The organism is Pseudomonas oryziphila, from assembly GCF_003940825.1.
GTDB lineage: Bacteria > Pseudomonadota > Gammaproteobacteria > Pseudomonadales > Pseudomonadaceae > Aquipseudomonas > Aquipseudomonas sichuanensis.
Map to the genome: position 1 here is coordinate 1,465,404 of NZ_CP034338.1, position 15,713 is coordinate 1,481,116.

General features: G+C 66.0%; 10 protein-coding genes and 2 tRNA genes. 5 read left to right on the forward strand and 7 right to left on the reverse strand.

What is annotated here, in order from left to right:
* The first annotated feature begins 168 nt into the window (after window positions 1-168).
* Window positions 169-2,043 (forward strand): MFS transporter, encoded by a 1,875-nt coding sequence (locus EJA05_RS06930; RefSeq protein ID WP_125857748.1) that lies wholly within the window; start codon window positions 169-171, stop codon window positions 2,041-2,043.
* A gap of 19 nt (window positions 2,044-2,062) precedes the next feature.
* On the opposite strand, the gene sugE is transcribed toward EJA05_RS06930, so the two are convergent.
* The 3 genes from sugE to rdgC form a co-directional block, all read right to left on the reverse strand.
* On the reverse strand, window positions 2,063-2,380 hold the full coding sequence (gene sugE, locus EJA05_RS06935; RefSeq protein WP_023631604.1) for a quaternary ammonium compound efflux SMR transporter SugE: 318 nt from the start codon (window positions 2,378-2,380) through the stop codon (window positions 2,063-2,065).
* A gap of 195 nt (window positions 2,381-2,575) precedes the next feature.
* On the reverse strand, window positions 2,576-3,541 hold the full coding sequence (locus tag EJA05_RS06940) for a bile acid:sodium symporter family protein (RefSeq protein ID WP_125857749.1): 966 nt from the start codon (window positions 3,539-3,541) through the stop codon (window positions 2,576-2,578).
* Window positions 3,542-3,673: 132 nt separating this feature from the next.
* The gene (rdgC, locus tag EJA05_RS06945; protein ID WP_125857750.1) at window positions 3,674-4,594 is read right to left on the reverse strand and encodes a recombination-associated protein RdgC; all 921 of its coding nucleotides are present in this window, start codon (window positions 4,592-4,594) and stop codon (window positions 3,674-3,676) included.
* A gap of 205 nt (window positions 4,595-4,799) precedes the next feature.
* Between rdgC and EJA05_RS06950 the strand changes: the two genes are divergently transcribed.
* From EJA05_RS06950 to EJA05_RS06960, 3 genes are all read left to right on the forward strand, one after another.
* Window positions 4,800-4,875 (forward strand) — tRNA-Val (locus EJA05_RS06950).
* 13 nt (window positions 4,876-4,888) lie between these two features.
* Window positions 4,889-4,965: transfer RNA gene (locus EJA05_RS06955), tRNA-Asp, on the forward strand.
* Window positions 4,966-5,136: 171 nt separating this feature from the next.
* Window positions 5,137-6,843 (forward strand): molecular chaperone HscC, encoded by a 1,707-nt coding sequence (locus EJA05_RS06960; RefSeq protein ID WP_125857751.1) that lies wholly within the window; start codon window positions 5,137-5,139, stop codon window positions 6,841-6,843.
* On the opposite strand, the gene EJA05_RS06965 is transcribed toward EJA05_RS06960, so the two are convergent.
* The 4 genes from EJA05_RS06965 to EJA05_RS06980 form a co-directional block, all read right to left on the reverse strand.
* Entirely contained in the window at window positions 6,837-9,476 is a 2,640-nt protein-coding gene (locus EJA05_RS06965) for a J domain-containing protein (protein ID WP_125857752.1), read from the reverse strand. The genes EJA05_RS06960 and EJA05_RS06965 overlap by 7 nt on opposite strands.
* The gene (locus tag EJA05_RS06970; RefSeq protein WP_125857753.1) at window positions 9,473-10,165 is read right to left on the reverse strand and encodes a DUF1266 domain-containing protein; all 693 of its coding nucleotides are present in this window, start codon (window positions 10,163-10,165) and stop codon (window positions 9,473-9,475) included. Before EJA05_RS06970 ends, EJA05_RS06965 begins: the two co-directional genes overlap by 4 nt.
* A gap of 115 nt (window positions 10,166-10,280) precedes the next feature.
* Complete coding sequence (gene map, locus EJA05_RS06975) at window positions 10,281-11,057, reverse strand: type I methionyl aminopeptidase (protein WP_125857754.1); 777 nt, start codon at window positions 11,055-11,057, stop codon at window positions 10,281-10,283.
* Entirely contained in the window at window positions 11,054-11,257 is a 204-nt protein-coding gene (locus EJA05_RS06980) for a ParD-like family protein (RefSeq protein WP_110993070.1), read from the reverse strand. Before EJA05_RS06980 ends, map begins: the two co-directional genes overlap by 4 nt.
* 320 nt (window positions 11,258-11,577) lie before the next feature.
* On the opposite strand from EJA05_RS06980, the gene EJA05_RS06985 reads away from it, so the two are divergent.
* Window positions 11,578-15,591: a bifunctional nitrate reductase/sulfite reductase flavoprotein subunit alpha gene (locus EJA05_RS06985; RefSeq protein ID WP_125857755.1), complete on the forward strand. Its 4,014-nt coding sequence runs from the start codon at window positions 11,578-11,580 to the stop codon at window positions 15,589-15,591.
* Window positions 15,592-15,713 lie beyond the last annotated feature (122 nt).

A 15,713-nucleotide genomic window follows, 5' to 3' on the forward strand; every position in this document is an offset into this window, starting at 1 on the left:
AGGCGCGCACCTTCCGTGTTGCTGAGGGGCGGCAGTCTGCCAGCTTCGCGGTTGCCGTTCCATCGTGCCGGCCAACGGGCTTGCCTTCATCGTCCATTCCCGTGCAGATTTGTGGCTTTATGCGCTGAACGTGCCTCCAATGACAAAGCCCAATCAGGTACACGGACGATGAGTCACCCCTCGCAATTCACCCTGCTCGGCAAGCGGCGCTTTTTGCCGTTCTTCATTACCCAGTCGCTGGGCGCGTTCAACGACAACCTGTTCAAGCAGTCGTTGATCCTGGCGATCCTCTACAAGCTGAGCCTGGAAGGCGACCGCTCGATCTGGGTCAACCTCTGCGCCTTGCTGTTCATCCTGCCGTTTTTCCTGTTCTCGGCGCTGGCCGGGCAGTTCGGCGAGAAGTTCGCCAAGGACCGGCTGATCCGCGCGATCAAGCTGGCCGAAATCGTGATCATGGCTGTCGGTGCCATCGGTTTCATCACCAGCCATCTGGAGCTCATGCTGCTGACGCTGTTCGCCATGGGCACCCACTCGGCGCTGTTCGGCCCGGTGAAGTACTCGATCCTGCCCCAGGCCCTGCGTGAAGAAGAACTGGTGGGCGGCAACGGCCTGGTGGAGATGGGCACCTTCCTGGCGATCCTCGCCGGCACCATCGGCGCCGGGGTGATGATGTCGGCTTCCAGCTACGCCACGGTGGTGGCCGGCGGGGTGGTCGGCACTGCCGTGCTCGGCTACCTGGCCAGCCGCTGGATCCCGCGGGCGGCGGCAGCGGCACCGGAAATGAAACTCGACTGGAACATCTTCAAGCAGTCCTGGGCCACCCTGCGCCTGGGCCTGGGGCAGACCCCGGCGGTGTCGCGCTCGATCGTCGGCAATTCGTGGTTCTGGTTCGTCGGCGCCATCTACCTCACGCAGATCCCGGCTTACGCCAAGGACTGGCTGCACGGCGACGAGACCGTGGTGACCCTGGTGCTGACCCTGTTCTCGGTGGGCATCGCGGTGGGCTCGCTGCTGTGCGAACGCCTGAGCGGGCGCAAGGTGGAGATCGGCCTGGTGCCGTTCGGCTCGTTCGGCCTGACCTTGTTCGGCCTGCTCTGGTGGTGGCATTCGGGCGATGTGCCGGCAGGCGCGGCGCCGCACAGTTGGCTGGACTTGCTGGGCATGAGCCAGGCCTGGTGGATCATGGCCTCGATCGTCGGCCTGGGCATCTTCGGCGGCTTCTATATCGTGCCGCTGTACGCCTTGATCCAGGCGCGTACCGCCGAAGGCGAGCGGGCCCGGGTGATCGCCGCCAACAACATCCTCAATGCGCTGTTCATGGTGGTGTCGGCGATCGTCACCATCGTCCTGTTGAGCCTGGCCAAGCTGAGCATCCCGCAGCTGTTCCTGGTGGTGTCGCTGCTCAACATTGCGGTCAATGCCTACATCTTCCGCATCGTGCCGGAATTCACCATGCGCTTCCTGATCTGGCTGCTCAGCCACTCGATGTACCGGGTGCAGCACCGCGAGCTTGAGCGTATTCCCGATGAAGGTGCGGCGTTGCTGGTGTGCAACCACGTGTCGTTCGTCGATGCGTTGCTGATCGGCGGCGCCATTCGCCGGCCGATCCGCTTCGTCATGTACTACAAGATCTACAACCTGCCGGTGCTCAACTTCATCTTCCGCACCGCTGGCACCATCCCCATCGCCGGGCGCGGCGAGGACGAAGTGATTTATGAACGTGCCTTCGCCCGCATCAAGCAGTACCTGGCCGAGGGCGAGCTGGTGTGCATCTTCCCCGAGGGCAAGCTCAGTGCCGACGGCGAGATCGATGTGTTCAAGGGTGGGGTCAGCCGGATCCTTTCGGAAACGCCAGTGCCGGTGATACCGCTGGCATTGCAGGGGCTGTGGGGCAGTTTCTTCAGTCGCGACCCGAACAAGGGCTTCTTCAAGCGCCTGTGGTCGCGGGTGACCCTCGTGGCAGGCGCCGCCATCCCGGTGGAAGCGGCGCAGCCCGAAGCGCTGCGCGAGCAGGTGAGCCTGCTGCGCGGCGATGTGCGTTAGGAAGGGATAAGGCGCAAGGTCAGCTGGCGCTGACCTTCAGGCCAACCAGGCCGGTGATGATCAGGGCAACACTGGCCAGGCGGATCAGCGCCATGGATTCACCGAACAGGATGATCCCGGCAATGACGGTACCCACGGCGCCCACGCCGGTCCAGATGGCGTAGGCGGTACCCAGCGGCAGCTCTTTCATGGCCAGGCCCAGCAAGCCAAGGCTGATGACCATGGCGCCGACGGTCAGCACGGTGGGCAGGGGGCGGGTAAAGCCGTCGGTGTACTTGAGGCCGACAGCCCAGCCGACTTCGAACAGGCCGGCGAAGAACAGGATGATCCAGGACATGGTGTGTCTCCATCTATTAATGATGGGGCCGTCCCCGATACGATCACGCGCAGCGTCGTGAGGTCGTCCTCACAGTGCGCACTATATTGCCCATTTGCCGAGGCCGGGGCAAGTCTCAGGGATCGGTGGTTGCCTCATCGCCGGCAAACCGGTGTGGGAGCCGGCAAGCCGGCGATGAGGCCGGAGCAGGCAACATCAATTGCTGACAGAGGCGGTGCTCTCAACCCCGGGCGAAGGCTCCTCCATCCGCCTGAACCAGGTCGACAGCAACGCCCCGGAGATGTTGTGCCATACGCTGAACAGCGCGCTGGGCACCGCCGCCAGGGGCGAAAAATGCGCCGCCGCCAGCGCCGCGCCCAACCCCGAGTTCTGCATGCCCACCTCCAGCGCCAGCGACTTGCGCTGGGCCAGTGGCAGCTTGCACAGCTTGCCGGTGAGGTAACCGAGCAAAAAACCGAAGCTGTTGTGCAGGATCACCACCGCCATGATCAGCAGGCCCGATTCGGCAATTTTCGCCTGGCTGGCCGCCACCACCGCGCAGACGATCATCACGATGCTCACCACCGACACCAGCGGCAGCACTTGCACCGCCGCGTGCACCCGCGCGCCGAGCAGGCGCTGGGCCAACACGCCGAGCACGATCGGCAGCATGACCAGTTGCAGGATCGACCAGAACATGTCCATGAATGAAACCGGCAGCCAGGCCGAAGCCAGGAACCAGATCAGGGCCGGGGTGAGCAGCGGGGCGAGCAGGGTGGTCACCGCCGCGATCGCCACTGCCAGTGCCAGGTCGCCCTTCGACAGCCACACCATCACGTTGGACGCCGTACCGCTCGGGCAGCAGCCGACCAGGATAACGCCCACGGCGATCTCCGGCGGCAGGTGAAACAGCTGGCACAGCAGCCAGGCCACACCGGGCATGATCACGAAGTGCGCCACCACCCCCAGCGCTACCCGCCAGGGCTGGCGGGCGAGGGCGGCGAAGTCGTCGAGCTTGAGGGTCAGGCCCATGCCGAACATCACCAAGCCCAGCAGCGGCACGATGGCCACCTTCAGGGCGATGAACCACTGCGGCATGACAAAGGCCAGGCAGGCGAACACCAGCACCCACAGGGCGAAGGTGTTGCCGACGAAGCGGCTGAGGGCGGCGAGGGCGCGCATGGCGGGGGGAAACCTCCGGTTTCAGCTTCAAGCTCCAAGCTCCAAGCTATAAGAAGAAGCGGTGCCCGAGCAGGCACCGCAGTTGCTGTGGCTTTTTCTTGTCGCTTGCAGCTAGAAGCTTGCCGCTGTTCTTCAAACTCCCTGCGGAATCTCCTCGCCACCCAGCGCCTCGAACAGCGCCGGCAGGAACTCGTTGAAGGTCATCATCATCAGCAGGAAGCTGGCATCGAACTGTTGCTGGGCTTCGTCACCGCCGTCCTGCTCGGCCTGCTCCTGCAGCAGCTCCTCGAACTTCAGGCGCTTGATCACGGTCTTGTCGTCGAGCACGAACGACAGCTTGTCCTGCCAGGCCAGGGCCAGTTGCGTGACCACCTTGCCGGTGCTCAGGTGCAGCTGGATTTCCTCGCCGGTCAGGTCCTGGCGTTTGCAACGCACGATGCCGCCGTCTTCGGCCTGGTCGCGCAGCTCGCATTCGTCGAGCACATAGAAGTCCGCAGCCGGCGCCTGGGCCTTGACCCATTCGGTCATGGTCGCCACCGGGGCAATCTTGACGCTCACCGGGCGCACCGGCAGCGAGCCCATCACTTCACGCAGGGTCGACAGCAGGTCTTCGGCACGCTTGGCGCTGGCCGAGTTGACCAGGATCAGGCCCTGGCGTGGGGCGATGGCGGCGAAGATCATCGAGCGGCGGATAAAGGCGCGCGGCAGGAAGGCCTGGATGATCTCGTCCTTGATCTGGTCGCGTTCCTTCTTGTAGACCTTGCGCATCTGCTCGGTCTCGATCTCTTCGACTTTCTCCTTCACCGCATCGTTGACCACGCTGCTGGGCAGGATGCGTTCTTCTTTACGCGCGGCGATCAGCATGAACTCACCGCTGACGTGCACCAGTGGTGCGTCCTCGCCCTTGCCGAACGGGGCGACGAAACCATAAGTGGTCAGTTCCTGGCTGGCGCAGGGGCGGGCCGGCTTGCTGGCCAGGGCAGCTTCCAGTGCTTCAGGCTCGAACGGGACATCCTGGGTCAGGCGGTAGGTCAGCAGGTTCTTGAACCACATGGGGGGCAATCTCTCCTCAATACATAAGGCGGGCATTATTCTCCGAGCGGTGGGTTCAGGCCAACCCTGTCAGAGGGCCAGCACCACCCTATAAAGGAAGAAAACAGCGGCTGCGCTAGGTCCTTGAAAATTATTCAAAAAAAATTAAAAAAGTGCTTGCCAGGGTACAGGCTCCTCCGTAGAATGCGCACCACACCGAGACGAAGGGTGATTAGCTCAGCCGGGAGAGCATCTGCCTTACAAGCAGAGGGTCGGCGGTTCGATCCCGTCATCACCCACCACTCGATGTATAGCGCGGCGGTAGTTCAGTCGGTTAGAATACCGGCCTGTCACGCCGGGGGTCGCGGGTTCGAGTCCCGTCCGCCGCGCCATATTAAGCTTCAGGGCCCACTGAACACCCTGAAGCAACAGAGAAAGCGACCTTAGGGTCGCTTTTTTTGTTTCTGGCCTTCACCGGTGAGCCGGACCGGCCAGAATCCTCTGTCCGCCGCAAGTGGCCAGCAGGCCGTGCGCCGGTTCTTATCGCCAGCACGAGACCGACCATGCAGGATGCCAGCCTCTCTCCCTCCGCGACCCAAGCCGCGCCCCTACTCGGTATCGACCTTGGTACCACCAACAGCCTGATTGCCGTCTGGCGCGATGGCGCCGCACAACTGATCCCCAACGCCCTTGGCGAAGTGCTGACCCCCTCGGTGGTGAGCATCGATGAGGATGGCAGCATCCTTGTCGGGCAGGCTGCACGGGCGCGCCTGACCACCCACCCACAGCTTACCGCCGCAGCGTTCAAGCGCTTCATGGGCAGTGACAAGCGCTATGCGCTGGGCGAGCACCACTTCACACCGGAAGAGTTGTCGGCCCTGGTGCTGGGCGCACTGAAGCAGGATGCCGAAGCCTACCTGGGTTGCCCGGTGAGCGAGGCGGTGATCTCGGTGCCGGCCTATTTCAGCGACGAGCAACGCAAGCGCACGCTGTTTGCCGCCGAGCTGGCCGGTTTGACCGTGCAACGCCTGATCAACGAGCCGACCGCCGCTGCCATGGCCTACGGCCTGCACGAGCAGAAATTCGAGCGCACCCTGGTGTTCGACCTGGGCGGCGGCACCTTCGACGTCACCGTGCTGGAGTACGCGCTGCCGCTGATCGAGGTGCATGCTTCCACTGGCGACAACTACCTGGGCGGTGAAGACTTCACCGAGGCCTTGCTGCTGGCCTGCCTGCGCGACTGGAACCTCGCCCTCGAAGACCTCGAAGGCCAGGCCCTAGCCAGCCTGCGCGACGCCATCGAACAGCTCAAACGCGAAGCGGGCGAGGGCAGCTGCACACTGAACTGGAATGGTGACGGCCAGGCCCGCGAATGGGTGCTCGACGAACTCAAGCTGCAAGCCATCTGGGCGCCGTTGCTGGCGCGGGTGCGTACCCCCATCGAGCAGGCCCTGCGCGATGCCCGGCTGAGCCCGCGCGAGCTGGACAGCCTGGTGCTGGTCGGCGGCGCCACGCGCATGCCGCAGGTGCAGCAACTGGTGGCCAAGCTGTTCGGCCGCCTGCCGTACCGGCACCTGGACCCGGATACCATCGTCGCCCTCGGCGCCGCCAGCCAGGCTGCCTGCAAGGCCCGTGACGCGGCCATCGACGAACTGATCCTGACCGATGTATGCCCCTACACCCTGGGTATTGCTTCTTCACGGGGCGAAGACGTCACCGGCGCGTTCTCGCCGATCATCGAACGCAATACGGTGATCCCCACCTCCAAGGTGCAGCGCTTCTACAGTAGCCATGCCGAGCAGAAATTCGTCCGTATTGCCGTGTACCAGGGCGAGCGGCCGTGGGTGCGCGACAACATCCTGGTCGACAGTTTCGAGATCCCGCTGCAGCAGACCGGCCAGATCCAGCCGCTGGACGTGCGTTTCAGCTACGACATCAATGGCCTGCTGGAAGTGGACGTGACCTTCCTCGAAAGCGGCCAGAAGCACAGCCACAGCATCGACCGCAGCCCCACCGGGCTGGATGCCGACGCACGCCAGGCCAGCCAGGAGCGCCTGGCCAAGCTGAAGATCCACCCGCGCGACACCCTGCCCAACCGCACCCTGCTGGCTCGCCTTGAACGCGCCTGGATGCAGAGCCTGGGCGATGAACGCGAGCTGATCGGCGGCTGGCTGGATGCCTTCAACAACGTGCTGGCCCGCCAGCAGGCCAGCGAGATCAACCGCGAGCGCCAGGCCTTGAGCCAGGCGCTCGACGAACTGCGCTACTGACCGTTGAGGTGCCGCAGGGTGGCCTGCAGGCTGTCGTCCAGCAGACCCGGCTGTCCCGGCACCGAGCCATAGCGGTTCGGCAGCCGGTCGCCGGGCAGGCCCAGCAACAACAATGGCACTACCGGCAGCAGGCGGCTGAGCAGCACCAGGAGGACCAGCGAGGGGATGCCCCGACCCAGATCGCGCAGGCGCCTGAGCAAGGCACTGATCAACAACCCGATGACCACCACCATCAGCGCTGGCACCGTCAGCATGAGGCTGTAGCACAGGGCGATGGCCACCAGGTGCAGGCCGAAGCCTGTACGGTCCAGGCGGCTGTTGAGCTTCCATACGGCCCAGAACGGCACGGGTTTGTACTGCAGGTCTTTGAGCAGCATGCGCTCGGACCAGCCCAGCAGCGCCATGATTGCGCAGCGCAGGCCCAGGTGCTCACGCGGGTTGTCCTTGTGCTTTTGCAGGGCGCGCAGTACGCGGGTTGTGGGGCGTGTGCAGCGCTCCAGCAGAGCGTCCAGGGCCTCCAGCAGGTCGCTCACCAGGCGCCTGTCGATGCCATGCTCGCGCAGCACCCAGTTTGGTACCGTGCGAGTCTTGCCCTTGAGCAGGTCAGCGCGCCAGGGCGCGAACCAGTCGCCCGTTACCTGTATCGCCTCAAGCCGCTCGCGCAGTTGGCTACGCAGCGCCTCGTCAAGCGAGCGGTCGTGGTACAGCACTGCGCAAAACAGCAGGTAGCCCAGCGGGTTCTTCGCGAGCACAGAGCCGTCATCGTTGCCCAGGCATTGCGCCAGTTGCTTGGCGCTCGGCAGGCGGTCGCTGTTCAGCGCCTGCTGCAGGTTCGCCATGCGCGCTGCGACCTGAGCCTGCAGCGGGTCGCTGGGGTCCAGGTTGCCGAGCAGGCCGCCGCTTGGGTGGCGCAACAGCAAGGCATGGGTAGCGGCGAACGGATGCTCCTGCGGGTACTGCAACTGGCCGGGCAAGGCCGGGTCGATCAGCGCCAGCCAGCGGGTCGGCTGGTCGATCATGGCCAGCATGAACAACTGCTGGCGGTGCCATTGCCATAGCGCTTCGCCCTCGGGCATCGCCGGCAACACCACGCCGTCCTCGGCCAGGCGGCCCTGCAGATGCAGGGCGAACGGCACGGTGAACATACGTGGCATGTTGAAGTGATTGTTGAGTTCGTACACCGCCTGGGCCGAGTAGCAGCGCAGGCGCCGCAGCCACTCGCGGCAAACCGGGTGAATCGCGTCTTCGCTCAGGGCTGCGGGCAGTTCGGCGCCTGGCAGGGTGTCGGCACAATACCGCGTCAGCGCCTGGCATACCGGGGCGTGTGACAGCCAGTGCAGTTGCTGTGCGGCCTGGCGCTGGAAACCTTCGAGAATCAAAGCGTCGAGCGGGTCTTCGCTCGGGTGTTGGGCGAGGATCTGCCCCAGCAATTCGGCTTCACCACGTTGCAAGGCCCAGGCCTGCCAGTAGCGCTGGTGCAGGGCGTGCTCGTCTTGCTCTTGCAGCAACCAGGCCAGCAGCGGCAGTTCGTCGTCGCCGTCCAGGCGCCAGTCGACGAAGGTGGCGGCGATGCCGCCCAGCTCAAGGCGCGCCGCTTCGGCCCAGCGCGCCAGGGTCTGCGGCGCTTGCCCCGGGCTTCCCCAGGCCTGGGCCGGGTCGGCCAGCTCGGCGGGCCAGGCGGCAGGCGTGTGTTGCAGGTCAAAGGCCTGGATCAGCAGCGGCAGGCGCTGGGGTTGATGGCGCGCGCACAGGTCGAGCAACCAGCGTTCGGCCTGTGGATGCCGATGCTCACGGTACAACCGCAGCCAGCAGTCCAGGGCCTGTTGTTCGGCGCCCAGGGCATCGGCCTGGCGGGCCAGCAGGTAGAGCAGGTCGGCGTCGTCGGGCGCTTGCTGCAAGCGCTCCTGCAGCAGGCCATGGAAGGTGCTGCTGGCAATGCCGGCCTGGCTGAACTGCACCATCAGGCGTTCTACCAGGGCTTGGTCATTGGGCATCGCCAGGCAGGTGTGCACACTGGCGAACTGCTCGTATTCGAACAGCGGGCGCTGGGTGAAGCAGTGCTCCAGGCTGCGCAGGTACCACAGGGTTTCCATTTGCGCAGTCGGTGGCCAGTCACGCATCAGCCCGGTGTCGAACGGATCCGGTTCGTCCAGCCGGCGCAGGAAGGCTTCCACCGGTTGCGGGTTTTCCAGGCGCAGCAGCTGCTGGTCCCAGGCCAGGCGACGGGCCAGCATGCCCGCGCACTGGTGCGACAGCGGGCCGCAGTCGTACAGGGCGCGCAGCAATTGCCAGCTCAGCTCGTCCAGCTCGTCCAGCGGCAGCTCGTCCAGTTCGGCGATGTAGCGCTGCCAGGCCTGCGGGTCGAAACGCAGGGCCGGCTCTTCGAGCAGGGTGTGGAAGCTGATCAGCGCGGGGTGCGCGGCGGCTTCCTCGGCCGGCTGCTCGTTGGCATCGACTGCCGTGGCCTCTTGCTCGCGGGCCAGGCGCAAGGCTTCGTCATAGGCCGCGCGCAGGGCCTTGAAACCTTCCGGGTCGGTTTCGGGGTGGTGGGCTGGCAGCCGGCCACGGTAGGCCAGGCGGATGGCGTCGAGGTCGTTGGTGGGGTCGATTCCCAGACGAATCCAGCAGCTCATGACCAGCAATCCTCTTCCAGCGTGTTGGGGCGTTCCGGTTCGGGCAGTTGCAGGTCCCAGGGCAGGCCGGCGAGCAGTTCATGGGCGCCGTAGCGCAGGTTGAGCAGGATGCAGCGGTTCCAGTGCTCGCTGCCTTGGCGTTCGAGGTTGGCGGCGAAGGTCTCGTCGCTGCTGTCGCTGACGTTCCACAACGCCTTGCCGAACAGGTAGCCGGCCAGGTAGGTGTCCCAGCGGTTGTAGTAATGGCGGGCGCGCAGGGCCAGGCGGTAGTGCAGGTAGAGGCTTTCTTCGCGGCTGACCAGGTCGTTCTTGACCCCGGCACGCAGCAAAAAGCTCATGCGCCCCAGGTCCCAGGCACGGGTGCCGCCGGGGCCGCAGTCGGGGAAGGTGCGTGCGGCGAATTCGTGGCGGACACGCTCACGTGGGCTGAGCCCGTCGAGCAGCGCCTGCCACTGGCTGGGCAGGCAGCGCTGGTATTGCCAATAGGCCTCACTCACCTCGGTGGCGTGGCCGGTGTCGGCCATGCCGAGCATGTCCAGCAGTTGTGCACGGTTGCTGATGCCCCACCAGCGCTCCAGGTCGGACTGGTCCTCGCCTTCGTAGTATTCGGCGGCGGTGTAGCTGGCGCCGTTGAGCGCGGCCATGGGCGCGGAGAGGGCAAACAGCCAGCGCTGTGCGGATTCTTCCATGAAAGTCGGTCCTGAGGCTCGGGGGAACAGGCGCGGATTGTAATGCAATGGTTGGCGGCGTGGGGTTGCGCTTTCAGGCCTGTGCAGTCCCCTGTAGGAGCGTTGACTTGAGGGCTCAGTGGCGCTGTTCTTCCGCGCGCAGGGTCAAGACTTCATAGCCACTCTCGGTCACCGCCACGGTGTGTTCCCACTGCGCCGACAAGCTGTGGTCGCGGGTGATCACCGTCCAGCCATCGCGCAGGCTGCGGGTGCCGCGCCCACCCTGGTTGATCATCGGCTCGATGGTGAACACCATCCCGTGCTGCAGCTTCAGGCCAAAACCGGGCTGGCCGAAGTGCAGCACCTCGGGCGCCTCGTGCATCTGCTGGCCGATGCCATGCCCGCAGTATTCGCGCACCACGCTGTAGCCAGCGGCCTCGGCATGGGCCTGGATGGCGTGGCCGATATCGCCCAGGGTCGCGCCCGGGCGGACCTGTTCGATGCCTTTCCAGAGCGCGGCGTAGGTGGTGTCGACCAGCCGCCGGGCGTCTGCGCTGATCTGCCCCAGGCAGTACATTTTCGACGAGTCGGCGATATAGCCGCCCTGTTCCAGGGTGATGTCGACGTTGACGATAGAGCCTTCCTTGAGCACCTCGTCGACCTTGGGCATGCCGTGGCACACCACATGGTCCACCGAGGTGTTCAGCGCATAGGGGAAGTCGTATTGGCCCTTGCTCGCCGGGCGCGCCTTGAGGGTTCCTACGATGAAGGCTTCGGCGCGGTCGTTGATCTGCATCGTGGTCACGCCGGGGCGGATGAACCCGTCGAGGTCGGCGAACACCTGGGCCAGCAATTGCCCGGCGCGGCGCATCAGTGCCAGCTGGGCGGCGTCCTTGAGTATCACCTTGCTCATTGCAGCAGTTCCTTGAGGTTGGCTTGTTCCTGGCGCAGCAGCTGGCGCAGCAGTTCCTGGTAAGTGGCCTGGGGGTGCAGCTCGGCGAGCATGCCAAGGCGGATCCAGTGTTCGGCCTGGGCGTTGATCGAGCGCGACAGGGCGGCGCTGGCGATGCGCAGGTCTTCGTGGAGTTCGTCGTTGATCTTGACGATGCCCATGGCTAAGTCATCCGTATATATGAAACGTATATGAATCATATGTCGAAACAGTCAAGGCGTGCCACCCGTTGGTGCGTCGATCCCTCTCTCGGTGCATGAGCCAATCGCGGGGCAAGCCTGCTCCCACGCCTTTAACCCTGTGGGAGCTGGCTTGCCAGCAATTGGCCCAGCGCTGGCCTGAGAATTGCTGAGCACTCACTATCAAGGCCATCAACGCCGATGGCCGCTTTTCATCACGACGAAGGCGCCGTGTTGCTCCGCTTGCCCAGTGCAGGCGGGGCAGCCGGCGCCTTCGTCGTTTCATCAGCAGGAGATCGCCGATGAGCAACAGCCAGGTGCGCAGCGTTTGCCCGTATTGCGGGGTAGGGTGCGGCATCGTCATGAGCGTGAGCGACGGCCAGGTGGTGAAGGTCAGCGGCGACAAGCAGCACCCGAGCAATTTCGGCCGCCTGTGCACCAAGGGCCTGACCGCCCACGTGCCGCTGAGCGCCGGGCGCATGGCCCATGCCTTCGTACGCCGCCAGCGCAGCCAGCAACCGGTACGCAGCGGCATGGACCAGGCCATCGCCGAGGCCGCCGCCCGGCTGCGCGCGATCATCGACACACATGGGCCGGACGCCGTGGCTCTGTATGTGTCCGGGCAGATGTCGCTGGAGGCCCAGTACCTGGCCAACAAACTGGCCAAGGGCTTTATCCGCACCCGCCATATCGAGTCCAACTCGCGCTTGTGCATGGCCAGCGCCGGCAGTGGCTACAAACAGTCACTGGGCGCCGACGGCCCGCCGGGCAGCTACCAGGATTTCGAGCGCGCCGAGGTGTTCCTGGTGATCGGCGCGAACATGGCCGACTGCCATCCGATCCTGTTCCTGCGCCTGCTCGACCGGGTCAAGGCCGGGGCCAAACTGATCGTCGTCGACCCCCGGCGCAGTGCCACCGCCGACAAGGCCGACCTGTTCCTGCAACTGCGCCCAGGCAGCGACCTGGCGCTGCTCAACGGCCTGCTGCACCTGCTGCACGTCAACGGCCACACCGACCCGGATTTCATCGCCCGGCACACCGAGGGCTGGGATGAGCTGCCGGCATTCCTGGCCGACTACACCCCCGCGCGGGTGGCCGCCATCACCGGCTTGCGCGAAGCCGACATCCATGAAGCGGCGCGCCTGATCGGCGTAGCCGGCGAGTGGATGAGCTGCTGGACCATGGGCCTGAACCAGAGCATCCACGGCACCTGGCACAGCAACGCGCTGTGCAACCTGCACCTGGCCACCGGCGCCATCTGCCGCCCCGGCAGCGGGCCGTTCTCGCTGACCGGCCAGCCCAACGCCATGGGCGGGCGCGAGATGGGCTACATGGGCCCGGGGCTGCCCGGCCAGCGCTCGGCCCAGGTCGCGGCCGATCGCGCCTTCGTCGAGCAGCAATGGCAACTGCCGCCCGGCCATCTGCGCAGCGAAGGCGGCGAGGGCACCGTTGCGTTGTTCGAGCAGATGAAGGCCGGCGAGGTAAAGGCCTGCTGGATCATCTGCAGCAACCCGGTGGCCAGCGTCGCCAACCGCCAGCAGGTGATCGACGGCCTGGGCCAGGCCGAGCTGGTGATCAGCCAGGATGCCTTTCTCGACAGTGAAACCAACCGCCATGCCGACATCCTTTTGCCCGCCGCGCTGTGGGCCGAAGGGGAAGGGGTGATGATCAACAGCGAGCGCAACCTGACGCTGATGCCGCGTGCCGTCGCGGCGCCCGGCGAAAGCCTGGAGGACTGGCGGATCATCGCCCGCATCGCCTGCGCCATGGGTTACGCCGAGGCCTTCGACTACCCCGATGCCGAGGCCGTGTACGAGGAAATCCGCCGTTTCTGGAACCCTGCCACCGGCTACGACCTGCGCGGCATCGGCTACGCCGAGCTACGCCAAGGCCCACGCCAGTGGCCCTGCGCCCCAGGGCAAAGCGACGATCGCAGCCCGCTGCGTTACCGCAACGACGGCCTCAGCCAGCAGCTGCTGCGCGACGCGCATGGCGAGCGGCCGGCGCTGGCCTTCCCCACGCCCAGCGGCAGGGCGCGCTTTTTCGCCCGGCCCTGGCTGCCGCCGGCCGAGCTGCCGGACGACGCCTATCCCTTCGTGCTCAACACCGGCCGCGTGCAGCACCAATGGCACACCCTGACCAAGACCGGCAAGGTGCCCAGCCTGAACAAGCTGGAGCCCGGCCCCTTCGTCGAGATCCACCCCGACGACGCCCGGCGCCTGGGTATCGCCGACCAGGACCAGGTGGCGATCCGCTCGCGCCGTGGCCAGGCGCTGTTGCCGGCGCGGCTCAGTGACCGGGTGTTGCCCGGCGGCTGCTTTGCGCCGTTTCATTGGAACGACCTTTACGGCGCGCAACTGGCGATCAACGCGGTGACCTGCGATGCGGTCGACCCCACCTCGTTGCAACCGGCCTTCAAGCACTGCGCCGTGGCCCTGGAGCGGGTTGCCGGCGAACGTATCGAAGCCCTCGACCTGACCACCGCCACGCCTTCGGAGCCTGCCACCATGCCGACCGCCACCCTGTCCCGCCTGCTGGGCCTGGACGCACTGCCGGCCCCGGTGCTGGCCGAAGACGAACGCCACTACCTGCAGGGCTTTTTGCTGGGCCTGGGCCAGGCCCGTAGCGAAGGCGTGCCGAGCCTGCCGGCCAGCGCACCCCTGGCGCCGGCCCGGCGGCTGTTCGTCGATGGCCTGTTGGCCGGGCTTTTCGCCCAACCGGCGCCAGCACCCGTGGTGATCGATGCCGCGCCATGCCACCACGTGCTCTGGGCCTCGCAGACCGGCACGGGCGAGGCCCTGGCCGAGCGCTGCGCCCAGCACCTGCGCGAGGCCGGGCTGGCGGTGCAACTGAGCTGCATGGAGGCGATGACGCCTGCGCAGTTGCAGGGCGCCGCCAGCGTGTTGCTGATCGCCAGCACCTTCGGCGATGGCGAGGCTCCGGACAGTGGCGCGGCGTTCTGGCAGGCGCTGCAGGGCGAGGCGGGCGAGCATTGCGCGGCACTGCCTTTTGCGGTGCTGGCGCTGGGCGATTCGAGTTACGACCAGTTCTGCGGGTTCGGTCGCAAGCTCGACCAGCGCCTTGCTGAGCTAGGCGGGCGGCGCCTGCTGGCGCGGGTCGATTGCGAGCCTGAGCATAGCGAGGCCTTTGCTGCCTGGCTGGCGGCTCTGCTGCCCGAACTGGGCAGCGCCGCGCCAATCTGCGTTGAGCCCGAGCCGGAAAACAACTACAGCAAACAGCAGCCTTGGCTGGCGCCGCTGCTGGAAAACCGCTTGCTCAACGGCCCCGGCTCGACCAAGGAAACCCGCCAACTGGTGTTCGACCTGAGCGGCAGCGGCTTCACCTACCAGCCCGGCGATGCCTTGGGCGTGTGGCCGCGCAACTGCCCGGCGCTGGTCAGCGAACTGCTGGCGCTGATGCAGCTCGATGGCCAGGCCCAGGTCGAGCTCAAGGGGCACGCTCCGATGCCCCTGGCCGTGGCCCTGGAGCGGCACCTGGAAATCGCCCGGGTTACCCCGCAGCAGCTTGAAGTGTTCAGCCAGTCGGCCGAGGCGTTGCGCGACCTGCTGCAGGACAAAACAGCATTGAGAGACTGGCTGTGGGGCCGTCAACTGGCCGACGTGCTGCGCGAATACCCCCAGCAGTTGGCGCTGGATGCCTGGCTGACGCTGCTCAAACCGCTGCAGCCACGCCTGTACTCGATCAGCTCCAGCCCCGCCGCGCACCCTGGGCAGGTGCACCTGACCATGGCCACGGTGCGCTACGGCGAACGCAAAGGGGTGTGCTCGGCGTTTCTCGCCGACCGGGCTCAGGCGCTGGAAGTGGCGATCTTCCCGCAGCCGTCCAGGCACTTCCGCCTGCCAGAGGACGACAGCCTGCCGATCATCATGATCGGCCCCGGTACCGGTGTGGCGCCGTTTCGCGCGTTCCTCCAGGAGCGTGAGGTGCGCGCGGCCAGCGGGGGCAACTGGCTGTTCTTCGGCGAGCAGCAGGCGGCCTGCGACTTCTATTACCGCGAGCAACTGGAGGCCTGGCAGGCCAGCGGGCACCTGCGCCTGAGCACGGCGTTTTCCCGCGATCAGGCCGAGAAGATCTATGTGCAGCAGCGCCTGCTGGAACACGGCGCCGAGCTGTGGCAGTGGTTGCAGGCGGGGGCGTATGTGTACATCTGCGGCGATGCCCAGCGCATGGCCAGGGATGTGGATGCGGCACTGCGCCAATTGGTGGCCGAGCATGGCGGCATGGATGCGGCGGCGGCGGATGCCTATGTCGAGGCGCTGGGGCGCGACAAGCGTTATCGGCGGGATGTGTACTGAGTGCCCCGCGTTGGGGAGCAGTGCACCTTGGCTGTGCATTCATGGGTTGCCTGCGCCGGCCTTTTCGCGGGTAAACCCGCTCCCACAGGAGCAGTGCAGGCCCTGTGGGAGCGGGTTTACCC